This is a genomic window from Streptomyces sp. NBC_01288, from assembly GCF_035982055.1.
Taxonomy (GTDB): Bacteria; Actinomycetota; Actinomycetes; order Streptomycetales; family Streptomycetaceae; genus Streptomyces.
In genome coordinates, this window is record NZ_CP108427.1 from 9,983,852 (window position 1) to 9,998,353 (window position 14,502).

At 69.1% G+C, this 14,502-nt stretch carries 14 protein-coding genes; 13 read left to right on the forward strand and 1 reads right to left on the reverse strand.

The features are described from left to right. Positions 1–32: 32 nt before the first annotated feature. The 8 genes from OG194_RS44905 to OG194_RS44940 all read left to right on the forward strand — a co-directional run bounded on the left by OG194_RS44905 (position 33) and on the right by OG194_RS44940 (position 8,496). Entirely contained in the window at positions 33–1,919 is a 1,887-nt protein-coding gene (locus OG194_RS44905) for a tannase/feruloyl esterase family alpha/beta hydrolase (protein WP_327406482.1), read from the forward strand. Positions 1,920–2,104: 185 nt separating this feature from the next. Next, on the forward strand, positions 2,105–2,755 hold the full coding sequence (locus tag OG194_RS44910) for a GntR family transcriptional regulator (protein WP_327406483.1): 651 nt from the start codon (positions 2,105–2,107) through the stop codon (positions 2,753–2,755). A gap of 61 nt (positions 2,756–2,816) precedes the next feature. Beyond that, complete coding sequence (locus tag OG194_RS44915) at positions 2,817–3,566, forward strand: PIG-L deacetylase family protein (protein ID WP_327406484.1); 750 nt, start codon at positions 2,817–2,819, stop codon at positions 3,564–3,566. A gap of 2 nt (positions 3,567–3,568) precedes the next feature. Further along, positions 3,569–4,273, forward strand: a complete 705-nt coding sequence (locus OG194_RS44920) for a 4-carboxy-4-hydroxy-2-oxoadipate aldolase/oxaloacetate decarboxylase (RefSeq protein WP_327406485.1) — start codon at positions 3,569–3,571, stop codon at positions 4,271–4,273. Continuing rightward, positions 4,270–5,418: a 4-oxalomesaconate tautomerase gene (locus tag OG194_RS44925; protein WP_327406486.1), complete on the forward strand. Its 1,149-nt coding sequence runs from the start codon at positions 4,270–4,272 to the stop codon at positions 5,416–5,418. The genes OG194_RS44920 and OG194_RS44925 overlap by 4 nt, the downstream gene beginning before the upstream one ends. Continuing rightward, positions 5,399–6,349 (forward strand): catechol 2,3-dioxygenase, encoded by a 951-nt coding sequence (locus tag OG194_RS44930; RefSeq protein WP_327406487.1) that lies wholly within the window; start codon positions 5,399–5,401, stop codon positions 6,347–6,349. Before OG194_RS44925 ends, OG194_RS44930 begins: the two co-directional genes overlap by 20 nt. Positions 6,350–6,488: 139 nt before the next feature. After that, the gene (locus OG194_RS44935; protein ID WP_327406488.1) at positions 6,489–7,832 is read left to right on the forward strand and encodes an MFS transporter; all 1,344 of its coding nucleotides are present in this window, start codon (positions 6,489–6,491) and stop codon (positions 7,830–7,832) included. A 94-nt stretch (positions 7,833–7,926) separates the two neighbouring features. Beyond that, the gene (locus OG194_RS44940; protein ID WP_327406489.1) at positions 7,927–8,496 is read left to right on the forward strand and encodes a hypothetical protein; all 570 of its coding nucleotides are present in this window, start codon (positions 7,927–7,929) and stop codon (positions 8,494–8,496) included. Between the two features lie 62 nt (positions 8,497–8,558). On the opposite strand, the gene OG194_RS44945 is transcribed toward OG194_RS44940, so the two are convergent. Next, positions 8,559–8,972 carry a cupin domain-containing protein gene (locus OG194_RS44945; RefSeq protein ID WP_327406490.1) on the reverse strand — a complete coding sequence of 138 codons (414 nt, stop codon included), beginning with the start codon at positions 8,970–8,972 and terminating at the stop codon, positions 8,559–8,561. 234 nt (positions 8,973–9,206) lie between these two features. Between OG194_RS44945 and OG194_RS44950 the strand changes: the two genes are divergently transcribed. From OG194_RS44950 to OG194_RS44970, 5 genes are all read left to right on the forward strand, one after another. Continuing rightward, positions 9,207–9,779: a carboxymuconolactone decarboxylase family protein gene (locus OG194_RS44950; RefSeq protein WP_327407412.1), complete on the forward strand. Its 573-nt coding sequence runs from the start codon at positions 9,207–9,209 to the stop codon at positions 9,777–9,779. Next, positions 9,776–11,278, forward strand: a complete 1,503-nt coding sequence (locus tag OG194_RS44955; RefSeq protein ID WP_327406491.1) for a sugar ABC transporter ATP-binding protein — start codon at positions 9,776–9,778, stop codon at positions 11,276–11,278. Before OG194_RS44950 ends, OG194_RS44955 begins: the two co-directional genes overlap by 4 nt. Next, the gene (locus OG194_RS44960) at positions 11,275–12,288 is read left to right on the forward strand and encodes an ABC transporter permease (protein WP_327406492.1); all 1,014 of its coding nucleotides are present in this window, start codon (positions 11,275–11,277) and stop codon (positions 12,286–12,288) included. The genes OG194_RS44955 and OG194_RS44960 overlap by 4 nt, the downstream gene beginning before the upstream one ends. Before the next feature lie 51 nt (positions 12,289–12,339). Next, a complete protein-coding gene (locus OG194_RS44965; protein WP_327406493.1) occupies positions 12,340–13,290 on the forward strand; it encodes a sugar ABC transporter substrate-binding protein in 951 nt (316 codons plus the stop codon). 218 nt (positions 13,291–13,508) lie between these two features. Continuing rightward, positions 13,509–14,420, forward strand: a complete 912-nt coding sequence (locus tag OG194_RS44970) for a LysR family transcriptional regulator (RefSeq protein WP_327406494.1) — start codon at positions 13,509–13,511, stop codon at positions 14,418–14,420. The last annotated feature ends 82 nt before the right edge of the window (positions 14,421–14,502 follow it).

A 14,502-nucleotide genomic window follows, 5' to 3' on the forward strand; every position in this document is an offset into this window, starting at 1 on the left:
CCTCCGCCGGGGGCCGACTCGACGCTGACAGCATGAGCCCTGGTCATGCCCATTCGTCGAAGCGGACGAGGATCGTCATCCTGGTGGCCGTCGTCGTCGCGGCCCTCGTCACCGGCCTCGCGCTGCTGCCCGACACGTTCTCGGCGGACGCCGACGCGAGCGCGAGCGTCACGAAGGTGTCCACCAGTCCCACCGCGAGTGGTGACGTGGGCAAGAACCTACCGGTCACCCGACCGAAGATCTCCTGCACCGACCTGCTGCGGAAGGACTTCGGCACGCTCGACGACGCGGCGACCTCCGTCGCCTCCGCGAGCGTGGTGGCCAAGAGCGGCTCGAACGCGTACGAGTACTGCGACGTCAAGGGCACCGTCGCCCCGCAGATCCAGTACGAACTGCGGCTGCCGACCAAGACGTACCGGCAGCGCTACCTCCAGGAGGGCTGCGGCGGCTACTGCGGCATGGTCGGCGTCAGCGCCCAGCCCGCCGCCTCCACCGGCTGCGCCCCCGTCACCGACGGCTCCTTCGCCCTCGGCCAGGACAACCAGGGCCACGTCTCCACCTCCGGCACGGGCGGCGGCTCCGCCGAGGTCTGGGCGACGAACCCCCAGCTCAAGGTGGACTTCGGCTACCGATCCGAGCACGCCTTCGCGACCGCCGCCAAGGCGATCACCAAGGCGTTCTACGGCGCCGAGCCGACGTACTCCTACTACGACGGCTGCTCGGACGGCGGTCGCGAGACGCTGATGGAGGTGCAGCGCTACCCCCGCGACTTCAGTGCCGCCCTGGTCGGCGCCCCGGCCTTCAACCAGACCGCGCTCAACGCGATGCAGGAGGCCTACCTCTCCACGATCGACTTCCGCGCGGACGGCTCGACGATCCTGCCCGCCTCGAAGCTCGGCACGCTGCACAAGGCCGTCATGGCGAAGTGCGCCGACCCCAAGTTGAACAACGACCTCATCCAGGACCCGGCGACCTGCACCTTCGACCCGGCGAGCCTCAAGTGCGCCGACAACAAAGACACTTCGAGCTGTCTCACCTCCGAACAGGTCGACGTCGTACGCAAGGCCTACGCGGGTGCGACCGCTCCGGACGGCACCCATCTCTACACGGGTGGCCAGCCCTACGGTTCCGAGGCCGCCTGGGAGGGGCTGTTCATCCCCAGGGCCGGCCAGGGGCAGAGTTCGGTGCAGCTGTACGGGATCGGGCTCGGATTCCTGCGCTGGGTCGGGAAGTGGGAGGCCGATCCCACGCTGAGGCTCGACGCGTCCCTGTTCACCGTAGACACCTTCAAGGCCTACCAGCGCGAGGTCTCCGGGATCTACGACGCCACCGACCCCGACCTCACCAAGTTCCATGAGGCGGGCGGCAAGTTGATCCAGTGGCACGGGCTGACCGACCCCAACATCCCGCCCACCGGCACCCGCGCCTACCGCCAGGCCGTGATCGACACCATGGGACAGGACAAGGCCGACGACTTCTACCGCCTGTATCTGTTCCCCGGCGTCAACCACTGCGGAGGCGGTGACGGGCCCGACAGCTTCGACCTGCTGAGCCGGCTGATCTCCTGGCGGGAGACCGGCAGGACCCCCGGCGCCGTCATCGCGTCCAAGACCAGCGGCGGCGACGAGCCCGGGGGACCGGCGGGCGGTCGGCTCGGAGGGGGAGGTGCGAAGGCTTCCGCGAGTGCCGACAGCACCGCGCCCACCGTCGAGTACACGCGGCCCGTCTACCCGTACCCGCAACTCGTCGCCTACGACGGCTCGGGCGACAAGAAGGACGCGGCCAACTACCGCGCCTACACGCCCGACAAGCTGCCCGACGACCACTACAAGTGGGCCGGCTCCTTCACCTCGGGCTACCAGGAGTGGTGCGAGACGAAGGACGACAAGTCGATGAGCTGCGGCCGGCACGAGCCGTAGGCAAGCATGAGAAGGTCGTAGAAATACGCTGTCCACTGCCCGTCCATGGCCGGTCCATGGGCGGGCAGTGGCGTGTCTGCGGTAAGTATGGGCGGAAGCATGCGTGCAATACGGCGGACAAAATTGTTGACAATCTTGTTTGGCTAGATTTAGGTTCGACAGGCACTCACTCAGGGAGGGCAACGATGCCGAAAGAAGCCCGTCCGAGCACCGGGGAGCAGGCCAAGCAGCATGCGCTCACGCAGCTGCGGCAGGCGATCCTGCAGGGCGACATGGCACCGGCGCAGCGGTTGGTGGAGAACGAACTCGCCGAGCAGTTCGATGTGACGCGGGCCAGCATCCGGGCGGCGCTGATCGATCTGGCGGCCGAGGGGCTGGTGGAGCGGATCCGCAACCGGGGTTCCCGGGTGCGGGTGGTGACCGTGGAGGAAGCGGTCGCCATCACCGAGTGCCGCATGGTCCTGGAGGGACTGTGCGCGGCCAAGGCGGCCGTCGCGGCCAGCGACGAGCAGCTGACCGAACTGACGGATCTGGGCCGGGCCATGACCAAGGCCGTGGCCGACGGCGAGCCGGTGACCTACTCCGAGCTCAACAGCGAACTCCACTACAAGGTACGGGAGTTCTCCGGCCAGCAGACGGCCGTGGCCCTGCTGGAGCGGCTCAACGCCCAACTGGTGCGTCACCGCTTCCAGTTGGCGCTGCGACCGGGGCGTCCGCAGCAGTCCCTGAGTCAGCATCTGGCGATGATCGAGGCGATCACGGCCAGGGACCCCCAGGCGGCCGAGGCGGCCGTCCGCGCCCATCTCACCAGTGTGATCGAGGCGTTGCGCGACTGACGCGCGGCGCAGCGGCACACCGGGGGCGGGCGCACACCTGTCCATCAAGGAGATTCGAGTCATGACGCACGGCAACGCGCCCGCCACCCCACGATCGACACTCGTCGTCACGGCGCATGCCGGGGACTTCGTCTGGCGGGCGGGCGGAGCCATCGCCCTGTCCGCCGCCCGCGGCGAGAAGGTCACCATCGCCTGTCTGACCTTCGGCGAGCGCGGTGAGTCCGCGAAGGCCTGGCGCGAGGGCAAGAAGCTGGACGAGATCAAGGCGATACGCCGGGACGAGGCCGAGCGTGCCGCGGCCGCCCTCGGCGCCGAGGTCCGTTTCTTCGACGCGGGCGACTATCCCCTGGTCGCCACCGCCGAGTTGACCGACAAGCTCGTCGAGGTCTACCGGGCCACGCAGCCCGACGTCGTGCTCACCCACCCCACCGAGGACCCGTACAACGGCGACCACCCGGCCGCCAACCGGATGGCGCTGGAGGCCCGCGTCCTCGCGCAGGCCATCGGCTATCCCGGCGAGGGCGAGATCATCGGCGCCCCGCCGGTCTTCTACTTCGAGCCGCACCAGCCCGAGATGAGCGGCTTCAAGCCCGAGGTCCTCCTCGACATCACCGAGGTCTGGGACACCAAGCGCAAGGCGATGGAGTGCCTCGGCGCCCAGCAGCACCTGTGGGACTACTACACCGACCTGGCCGTACGCCGAGGCGTCCAGCTCAAGCGCAACGCCGGCCCGAACCTGGGCCTCGCCCACAAGACGATGGCCGAGGCGTTCATGCGCCCGTACCCGCAGATCGCGAAGGAGCTGGCATAACCATGGGCGGCGTGATCGTCACCAACCCCCCGAAGGCGGACGCGAAGGACGTCGAGGCGCTGGCCGCCTTCGGCGTGGCCACCGTCAGCGAGGCCATGGGGCGTACGGGCCTGCTCGGGCCGTCGATTCGCCCTGTCCAGCAGGGAGTTCGGGTCGCGGGCACCGCCGTGACCGTGCTCAGCTGGCCCGGCGACAACCTCATGATCCACGCGGCCGTCGAGCAGTGCGGCGAGGGCGACATCCTGGTCGTCACCACCACCTCCCCGTGCACGGACGGCCTGTTCGGCGAGCTCTTCGCCACCGCGCTCCAGAAGCGCGGGGTGCGCGGAGTCGTCCTCAACACCGGCATCCGCGACACCCAGGAACTGCGCGACATGGGCTTCGCCGCCTGGTCCCGCGCCGTCTCCTCCCAGGGCACCGTCAAGGCCACCGGCGGCTCGGTCAACGTGCCCATCGCCATCGACGGCCAGGTCGTCCGCCCCGGTGACGTGATCGTCGCCGACGACGACGGCGTGGTGGTCGTCCCGCGCGAGAAGGCACGCGAGACCGCCGAGAGGTCCGAGGCCCGCGAGGCCAAGGAGGCCGCCACTCGCGCCGCCTTCCTGGCGGGCCAACTCGGCCTGGACCGCTACGGATTGCGCGACACCCTCAAGCGACTCGGCGTCGAGTACCAGTCGTACGAGGAGTACACCGGAGCCGGGTCGTGACAGGGCCCTCGGAGGTCCGCTGCATGCTGATGCGCGGCGGCACCTCCAAGGGCGCCTACTTCCTGGCCGAGGACCTCCCCGCCGACCCGGCCGAACGCGACGACCTGCTGCTGCGCGTCATGGGCAGCCCCGACCCGCGCCAGATCGACGGCCTGGGCGGCGCCCACCCGCTCACCAGCAAGGTCGGCGTGGTCTCCGCCTCGACCGACCCCGAGGCCGACGTCGACTACCTGTTCCTGCAAGTCGCCGTCGACCGCCCTGAGGTGACGGACCGTCAGAACTGCGGCAACATTCTCGCCGGAATAGGCCCGTTCGCCGTGGAGCGGGGGCTCGTGGCCCCCGATGACGGCGAGACCTCCGTCCGCATCCGGATGCTCAACACCGGGGAACTGGCGATCGCCAGCTTCCCGACTCCGGGCGGGCGGGTCGACTACACCGGCACCGCGGAGATCTCCGGCGTCCCCGGCACCGCGGCACCGGTGGTGATCGAATTCCCGCAGGGCGCGAACCCGCTGCTGCCGACCGGCCGTGTCCGCGACGTGATCGCCGGCACCGAGGTGACATGCGTCGACAACGGCATGCCGGTCGTCCTGATCCCGGCCGCCGCACTGGACGTCACGGGGTACGAGACGCCCGCCGACCTGGAGGAGAACGCCACTCTCGCCGCCCGCCTACGGGAGATCCGCCTGGCCGCCGGAAAGCTGATGGGCCTCGGTGACGTCGAGCACACCACGATCCCCAAGCTCAGCCTGCTCGCACCGCCCGCGGACGGCGGCGCGGTGATGACCCGCACCTTCATCCCGGTGCGCTGCCACACCTCCATCGGTGTCCTGGGCGCCGCGAGCGTGGCGGCGGGGCTCCTTGTCCCCGGCGGGGTGGGGGAGGGCATCGCGGAGGTACCCGCACAAAGTGACCGAATTCGCATCGAGCATCCCAGCGGATTCCTAGACATCGAAACTAGCGTGGACGCCGGATCCGCGGGCTCCGCTCCCGTGGTCCGCAGAACCGCGGTCGTCCGCACCGCACGCAAGATCTTCGACGGCACGGTCTTCCCCCGGCCCGCCGACATCGAACCGACCGACACCGCTCCGACTCCCGCACCCGCACGCCCCCTTGGAGGCAACGATGGCTCCGCCGCTCGGTGACATCGCCCATATCGGCCACGCCCAGCTCTTCACCCCGGACCTGGACGCCAGTGTCGCCTTCTTCACCGACTACCTGGGCCTCACCGTGAACGGCCAGGACGGCGACACCGTCCACCTCCGGACCTACGACGACTACGAGCACCACAGCCTGGTCCTCACCGCCCGCGAACAGCCCGGCCTCGGCCGGCTCGCCCTGCGCACCTCCAGCGAGGAGGCCCTCCAGCGCCGTATCAAGGCGATCGAGGAGGCGGGCGGCACCGGCAGGTGGGTCGAGGACGAGCCCGGCCTCGGCAAGCTCTACGTCACCACCGACCCGGACGGCCACGAGCACGCCCTGTACTGGGAGAGCGAGTACTACCAGGCCCCCGACGAGCTGAAGCCCGCACTGAAGAACCAGCCACAGGCCAAGCCCAACAAGGGCGTCGGCGTACGGCGGTTGGACCACATCAACTTCCTTGCCGCGGACGTGCTTTCGAGCGCCGAGTTCCAGCAACAGGTGCTGGGCGCAAGGCCGACGGAGCAGATCCGGCTCAACAGCGGGCGGATCGCGGCGCGTTGGCTGACGTACACGAACAAGTCGTACGACGTCGTCTACACCGAGGACTGGACCGGTTCGACCGGCCGGCTGCACCACATCGCCTTCGCGACCGACACCCGCGAGGACATCCTGCGCGCGGCCGATCTCGCCATCGACACCGGTGTGTTCATCGAGACGGGCCCGCACAAGCACGCCATCCAGCAGACGTTCTTCCTCTACGTCTACGAGCCCGGCGGCAACCGTATCGAGCTGTGCAACCCGCTCACACGGCTCGTCCTGGCGCCCGACTGGCCGCTGATCACCTGGACCGAGGAGGAGCGGAAGAAGGGGCAGGCCTGGGGCCTGAAGACCATCGAGTCCTTCCATACGCACGGGACTCCGCCGGTCGGCTGAGCGGTGCGCGGAAGCCACTGAGCGGTGCGCGCGAGAGCCGTCCTCCCTGGATTGTCGATGAGATTGTTGACAAAAACGTTGACTATCCAGCGGGTGGCTCTTTAGCGTCTAGCGCACCAAGTACGAGAGGTAACCAACGATGTCTTCCTCCCCCTCGCCGTCCCCCGCGCCCGCCCTGTCCGCGCGCGTCAGCAGGCTGGCCCTCCTGGTCGTCGGTCTGTGCTGGCTGGCCGTTCTCTTCGACGGCCTCGACATGTTCATCTACGGCTCGGTGCTGCCGCACCTGCTGGAGACGAAGACCTTCGGTCTCACCGCGGACAAGGCCGGTGACCTTGGCAGCTACGCCACCTTCGGCATGCTGGTGGGCGCTCTCACCGCGGGTACGGTCGCGGACCGGATCGGCCGCAAGCAGCTGATGATCGGCTGCGTGACGCTCTTCTCGCTCGCCTCCGCCATCTGTGCGGTCTCGGGCAGCGTCGAGGTCTTCGGCCTCGGCCGCACCCTCGCCGGTGTCGGCCTCGGCGGTCTGCTGCCGACCGCGATCAGCATGGTCTCCGACTACGCCCCGCGCGGCCGGACCGCCCTCACCATCGGCATGCTGATGACCGCCCACCACGCCGGCGGCATCCTCTCCGCCTATGTGGCCAAGTGGCTGGTGGAGCCGGTCGGTTGGCGCGCCGCCTTCTGGGTCTGCGTCCTCCCGCTGCTCTTCGTCCCGGTGCTCCTGAAGTTCCTGCCCGAGTCGCTGAGCTTCCTCGTCGCCAAGGGCCGCACCGACGAGGCCCACGCCCTCGCCGAACGCTTCGAGGTCCAACTGCCCGCAGCGGCGGGCAAGAAGACGGCGGCCGATCGCTGGGACGCCCTGCTCGCCCTCTTCCGCGGCGGCGAACGGCTCCAGACCCTGCTGTACTGGCTGGCCTCCTTCGGTGGCCTGCTCCTCGTCTACGGCGTCGCCACCTGGCTGCCCACCCTGATGCGCGCCGAGGGCTACGAACTGGCCAACGCCCTCACGTTCGTGGTCGTGTTCAACCTCGGCGGCATCGTGGGCATGCTCGTCGCCGGCCGCGCCGCCGACCGCTTCGGCGCCCCGCGCATCTCGGCGATCTGGTTCGCGCTCACCGCCGTCGGCGTCTTCCTGCTCGGTGTCCACATGAACCAGGCCGTCACGATGCTGGTCGTCTTCCTCACCGGCGTCTTCCTCAACAGCGCCCAGACGATGATCTACGCGACGGTCTCCATCCGGTCCACTCCGGACAACCGCGCCACCGCGGTCGGTTGGACCTCCGGCATGGGCCGCTTCGGCGCGGTCTTCGGCCCGTGGCTCGGCGGCCAGCTCCTCGCCTCGGGCAACGGCGACTGGGGTTTCACGTCCTTCGCGATCGCCGGTCTGTCGTCGATGGTGTTCATCGGCATCGCGGCGCTGCGCAGCTCGAAGCAGGGCGAACAGGCCAACGCCCCGCAGGAGCTGGTCGGTTCGCACTGACCAGGCAGGGCACACACGGACAGGACCGGACGCCGGCCACCGCGGGGGATGCGGGGGTCGGCGTCGGTCCGTGTGGGCCGTCTATGGTTCCGGGATGAGCAACTCCGCTGCGGCTGCTGTCCTGACGACCGCGGACCTGTCCGAAGCGATACGTGCCGTGCGTACCTTGCTGGAGATGGCGGACGTCGACCCGGGAGAGGTCGACTTCGAAGCCGTGATCAGGTCGCCGGACGTCCTGGCGCGCGTACGTCACGTACTGCCCGACCTCGAATGGTGGGCGTCGGCCGGCAAGGAGCACGGTTCGTCGGAGGCCGGCGACGACCCCGCGGACTGCCTGCCTGCCCAGGTCTTCGACTGGGGCCGTCCGCTGGACCGCGCTGAGCCCTTCATCGCCGCTCTGGGGCCGGACCCCGCGGCTGTCCGGTGGGATCTGGACGCATGGCCCGCGGTTCCGGAAGCGGGACTGGAGGCGATCTCGCAGAAGTACGCGTACCTCACGTTGACCGTGAATTCCCGGGATCTCTACCAGGACGAGCCGTCGCAGGACCACACCGTCCATGTGCACGTCCGGAACCGGAACGGCTTCCAGACCGCCCGCGCCCATTGGCTCGCCGATCAAGTGGGTGGTCGATTCACCGGCAGAGTGGAGTCGGCACCTCTGTGACCCGGCACAGCGGCCGGAACGCGTCTCCATCCGCCTGAGTCACCTCGTCGGCCGGACAGGTCCTAGTCGTCCGAGCCCATCTGGTCCTCCGCCGACAGGTGTTCCACCGTCCTGCCCGTCTCGGTGAACGTGCGCGTGACGTACCCCGACGAGTACACCCACAGGATGCGCAGCGGGGTGTCGCCGATGTTCCGGAACAGGTGGGGGATCGGGGAGGGCACGTATGTGGTGTCGTACCGCTCCAGCTTCGTCACCTCGCCGTCGACCACCACCTCCGCCCGGCCCTCCAGGATCGTCACGTGCTCGTCGCAGTTGTGCGAGTGCAACGGCGCCCCGGAGCCGACCGGATACACGCTCATCCCACTGGTGATCCGGTTCTCCCCGCCCGCTGACGGCGTCGTGACGAGAGGTGTCGTGACGACGGCACCGCCCCGGTCGAGCACGGGCACGGACGCGACCTTGATGATCGTGGTCATCCGGATTTCCTTTCCGTTCACACGCTTCTGCGTCGCACGACGTTAGGCCCCGCGTGAAGGAATGGGTGCCCTCTGGCGTGCAGCTTTACCTTGCATTTCCAGGGGGGTGAGCTTCCCGGACCCGGCTGTACCGTCGGCACGCATCGCACGGATTCACGAACCGTGCACGTAACGCGCCGGAAAGAAAAGGCAGGTAAAGGCCCCATGAGGCTCCCCGTTCTCACCGAAGAGGAAATGGACCCGCGCCAGCAGGAACTGGCCGCCCGCATCGCCGGCCGGCGCGGCGGAGTCCGCGGTCCCTTCCGGGTCTGGCTGCACAGCCCGGAGATGTGCGAAAGGGCCGAATCCCTCGGCGCCTTCGCCCGGTTCGACTCCAGCCTCCCCAGGCACCTGAGCGAACTCACGCTGCTGATGGCCGCCCGCAACTGGGACGCGCAGTACTCCTGGAACGCCCATGTGCACCAGGCGATCGAGGCCGGCATCCCGGAGGCCGCCGTCAAGGCCATCGCCGAGAAGCGCGAGGCCGTCTTCGACAACGAGGCGGACCAGGCCTTCTACCGGTTCTGCCGCGAGATCCTCGACGAGCACTTCGTCACCGACGAGACCTTCGCCGCCGCACTGGAACACTTCGGCTCCAAGGGCCTGGTCGACACCATCGGCGCACTCGGCAACTTCACCATGCTCGGCATGTGCCTGAACACCTTCCAGGTGGACCTCCAGGCCGACAGGGAACCCCCGTTCCCGGACATCCGCGGCTACGGCCGTGTCGCCCCGGACGGCGCCGACGGCACCGAGTCACGGCCGTGACAACTCCGGGGGGAGGCGCGGTACTTCGCGTCCGGGGGGTCACCAAGAGCTTCGGTGGCGCTGCCGCGCTCAAGGGCGTGGACCTCGACCTGTACCCGGGCGAGGTCCACGCGCTGATGGGCATGAACGGCGCCGGCAAGTCGACGCTGGTGCAGGTCCTTTCGGGGGTTCATCAGGCCGACGCGGGCACCGTCGAGGTCAACGGGCGGGCGCAGCACGGACTTACGGTCCGCAAGGCACGCCGGCTCGGTATCGCGTCGGTGCCACAGCGCCGGGAGCTGGCAATGGGGCTCACCGTCGCCGAGAACGTGATGCTCGGCGACCTGCCGACGCGCGGCGGTGCCGTGCGCTGGAAGGCGGTCGACTCCGAGGCCCGCAAGGCCTTGGAGGGGCTCGGCATCGACATCGACGTGACACGGACCGCGGGGTCGCTCACCGTCGCCGAACAGACCATGGTCGAGGTGGCCCGCGAGGTCCGCCGCGGCGGCCGCATCCTCGTCCTCGACGAACCGACCGCCTGTCTGAGCGCCGAAGCGGCGCACCAGATAAGGGAGTTGGTCCGCACCCTGCGCGACGAGGGCGTCTCCGTCGTCTACATCTCGCACTACATCGACGAGGTGCTGGCCGTCGCCGACCGGGTCACGGTGCTGCGGGACGGAGCGGTCGTCCGCAGCGCCCCGGCCGCCGAGTTCGACGCCGCCGGTCTCGTCCGCAGCATGGTCGGCCGCGATGTCGTGTCGCAGCGATCTCAACGGCCCGCTCCCAAGGACGAGATCGGGCTCACGGTACGCGGGCTCACCGACGGCCGGGCCGTACGGGACTTCACCGTCGAGGTGCGCAAGGGCGAGATCGTCGCCGTGCTCGGACCCGCCGGGGACGCGCAGTCGCGCCTCTTCGACCTGCTCTCCGGGCGCCGCCGTCCCGACACCGGCCGACTCGCGGTGGACGGAACTCCGGTGCCGTTCGGCCGAGTTCACGCCTCCCTCTCCAGTGGTCTGCGCTGCGTCACCGGCGACCGCCGTGCGCTGGGCCTGGTCCCGGAGCTGTCCCTGGACGAGAACCTGATGCTGGCCGGCGACCGCTTCGCCCGCCGTCGGACGCACCGACGGGCCCAACTCGCCCGCCGGGCAGCCCCGTTGCGCCGCAGCTACGGAGTGGTCGCGCTCGCCGGGAACCCGCCGGTGGGCGCGCTGTCCGGGGGCAACCAGCAGAAGGTGCTGCTCGCCAAGTGGCTCCAGACCGAGCCGGTCGCCTGCTTCCTGGAGGACCCCACCAACGGGGTCGACATCGCGGCCATGGCCGACATCCACGCCCTCGTCGACGACCTCGCCTCGCGCGGTGTCGCCGTACTCCTCGCCTCCTCGTCCGCCGAGGAGGTCATGCGCCTCGCCGACCGGGTCGTCGTCGTCAGCGCCGGCCGGACGGTCGCCGAGCACGACATCGACGCCATCACCCACGACGAACTCGTCGCCACCGCTCTCGGAGGTCAACCGCAGTGAGCGTCAAGACACTTCCCGAAGCCCCCGGCGTCGACGACCCACCCGGGAAAGCCCGTTCCCGCTTCTCGCCGGCGGCCTTGCGCGGGGCCCCGCACACCGGGCTGATCGCCGTCCTGATCGTCGTGATCGTGGCCACCTCGATGCGGACCGACTCGTTCGCCACCGACACGAACGTCATCAACATCCTGCGCCAGGTCAGCGTCGTCGCCGTGATCGCGGCGGGACTCACGCTGCTGATGACCGCGGGCGGCATGGACTTCTCGATGGGCAGCAACGTCGCCGTGACGACCGCGGTCGGGGCGCAGTTGCTGGCCCACGGCCACTCCACCGCGTTCACCGTCGTCGTCTCACTCGTACTGGCCACGCTGATCGGTCTGGTCAACGGGGTGGTCGTGACGTTCACGAACGTCGCCCCCTTCGTCGCGACCCTGGCGACGGCCACCCTGCTGGACGGCGTCGCCCTGCTCGTGCTCGACAGCGTCAGCGTCTCCATCGGCACCAAGATGTTCGCCCTCGGCAACAACAAGATCCTCGGGGTGCCGTACCTGCTGGTCGTGGCGATCCTCGTGCTGGTGGCGACCGCCCTGGTCATGCGGTTCACCGTGTTCGGCCGCGACGCCTTCGCCATCGGCGGCAACGAGCACGTCGCCCGGCTCAGCGGCATCAATGTCACCGCCCGCAAGCTCTCGCTCTACGCCCTCACCGGCGCCCTGTCCGGCCTCGCGGGCCTGATGCTGCTGTCCCGGCTCAGCGGCAGCAGCCCCGGCACCGGCGGACTCTCCCTCCAGCTCCAGGCCGTCGCGGCGGTCGTCATCGGCGGCACCGCCCTGGCCGGCGGCCACGGCACGGTCGTAGGCACCGCGCTCGGTGTGGTCCTCCTCGGCGTGGTCGCCAACGCGCTGAACCTGCTCCAGGTCTCCAGCAACTACCAGTCGGTCTCCGTCGGCGCGGTGCTGCTCATCGCGGCCGTCGCCAACGAGATGCACAAGGCACGTTCCGCACGGCATTGACCGGCTCTACTCACTCCCTCCTTTCGCTCCCTCCTTGAATGGCGGTTCACCATGAGAATCTCGTTCCGTTCCCGCAGAGCCATGCTCGCCGCGTTCGCCGGCACCACTCTCGTACTGAGCGGTTGCGGCACGAGCGACGACAGCGGCAGTTCCGGCGATGTCACCCTCGGGTTCGTCAACGGCGGCGACACCGAGTTCCACAGCTGTCTCCAGAAAGCGGTCGAGCAGGAGGCGAAGACGGAGAACGCCAAGGTCTTCACCGCCAACTCGCACCAGAATTCCACCACCGAGCTGTCCAACATCGAGGACATGACCTCGCGCAACGTGAGCGCGCTGATCGTGCAGACGGTCAACGTGGACGCGCTGAAGGGCGACATCGCCAAGGCGAAGGCCGCGGACATACCGATCTATCTGACCTCCGTTGCCACCAGCGACGTGAACGACATCCTCGGCGCGGCCGTCGTGGACCTCACGAAGGTCGGCGCCCTGGACGCGGGCTGGGTCGCGACCGACGCGGGCGGCAAGAGCGTCGAGGTCGGCGTCATCGCGGGTGCGCCCGGCGCCGCCTCCGACCTCCTCGTGGGCGGTTTCACCAAGGCGCTGCCCAGCACCGCGAAGGTGGTCGCGAACCAGCCGGGCATGTTCAACCCGGTGAAGGCGCAGGACGTCGCGGAGAACATGATCCAGGCGCATCCGAACCTGGAGTACGCGTTCGTCGCCTCCGAGGACATGGCGCTGGCCGCCCGCAAGGCGTTCGACGCGGCCGGCAAGAAGGACGTGAAGATCGTGACCGTCAACGGCACGGACGAGGGCCTGGCCGCCGTCAAGGACGGACGGCTCTCCGCCACCGTGGCCAACTCGGCCATGGCGATCGGACAGACCGCCGTGAAGAACGCGGTCGGTCTGCTGGCCGAGAAAAAGGTTGACAAAATTGCCAACATTCCTCTTTTGTTGGTGACCAAGGACAACCTGAGCAAGGCCCCCCAGTACTGCCCGAAGTAACGAGCACCGCTCGAAGCGACGAGCACCGCTTCGAGCAGCGGAGTCCGGTGCCGGGAGCGACACCTGTCTCATTGTTGTCCGAGCCGCCTGTCCGCCACATCGCCGGAATGTCCAAGTGGAGCCGCCACCAGGACACCCCGGCAGGGGTCGGACCCATCAGTACGACCGGCACCGCCGCCGGGGCCCACCCCTGGCACACGTGGGCCTCCGGAGGAATCATGGATCGACTGCTCCTCATGCACAGCTTCGTCACCGTCGCGCAGGCCGGCAGCTTCAGCGGCGCGGCGAAGAAGCTGGGCTCGTCGGGCTCGCTGGTGTCGCGCCACGTCGCCGAGCTGGAACGACAGGTGGGCGTCCGCCTGGTCAACCGCACCGCCCGCTCGGTCAGCCTCACCGAACCGGGGCTGAAGTACGCCGAGTTCGCGGCCCGCATCCTCGACGAGATAGAGGCCGAGGACGCTGTCATCTCGCACCTCCACGACCGCGCCGAGGGCACCCTGAGCATCATCTGCCCGAAGTGGATAGGCAGCCTGGACCTCGGGGACGCGATCGCCGCCTTCTCCGCCGCCCACCCCAAGATCCACGTCCGCTTCGAGCTCGGCGGTATGTCGGACCGTACGTACGACTTCCTGGACAGCGGCTTCGACGTCGCCTTCCACACCCGCGACCTGCGCGACTCCAGCGTCCGCCTCAAGAAGATCGCCTCACTGCCCTTCGTCCTCTGCGCCGCCGAGAAGTACCTGGAGCGCGGCGGCCCCCTCACCGAGCCCAACGGCCTCGCCCACCACGACTGCCTCGTCCACGTCAACGACCCGGTCTGGCGCATCGGCCACGGCCACGCCTCCACCCTGCACAAGATCCGCAACATCGCCTTCTCGTCGAACTCGTACATCGCCCTCCAGAAGGCCGCCGTCCACGGCCGCGGCATCGCCCTGCTGCCCCAGCGTCCCGCCTACGACGACCTGATGACCGGCGCCCTCCAGGTCCTGCTCCCCGAGCTGGCGGTCCCCGACCGCCCCCTGTTCGCGATCTACGGCCCCGGCCAGGCCACCCCGCGCAAGGTCAGCGTGTTCCTGGACTTCCTCGCCGAATGGTTCTCGCAGAATCCCATTCCGGCCATCGAGTCGTAGCCGCAAGAAACGATTGCGAATTCAGACGAGCCCGGACCATTGAGGCCTTCACGCCCCGAAATCTAGGCTCGCCGGGCGACCC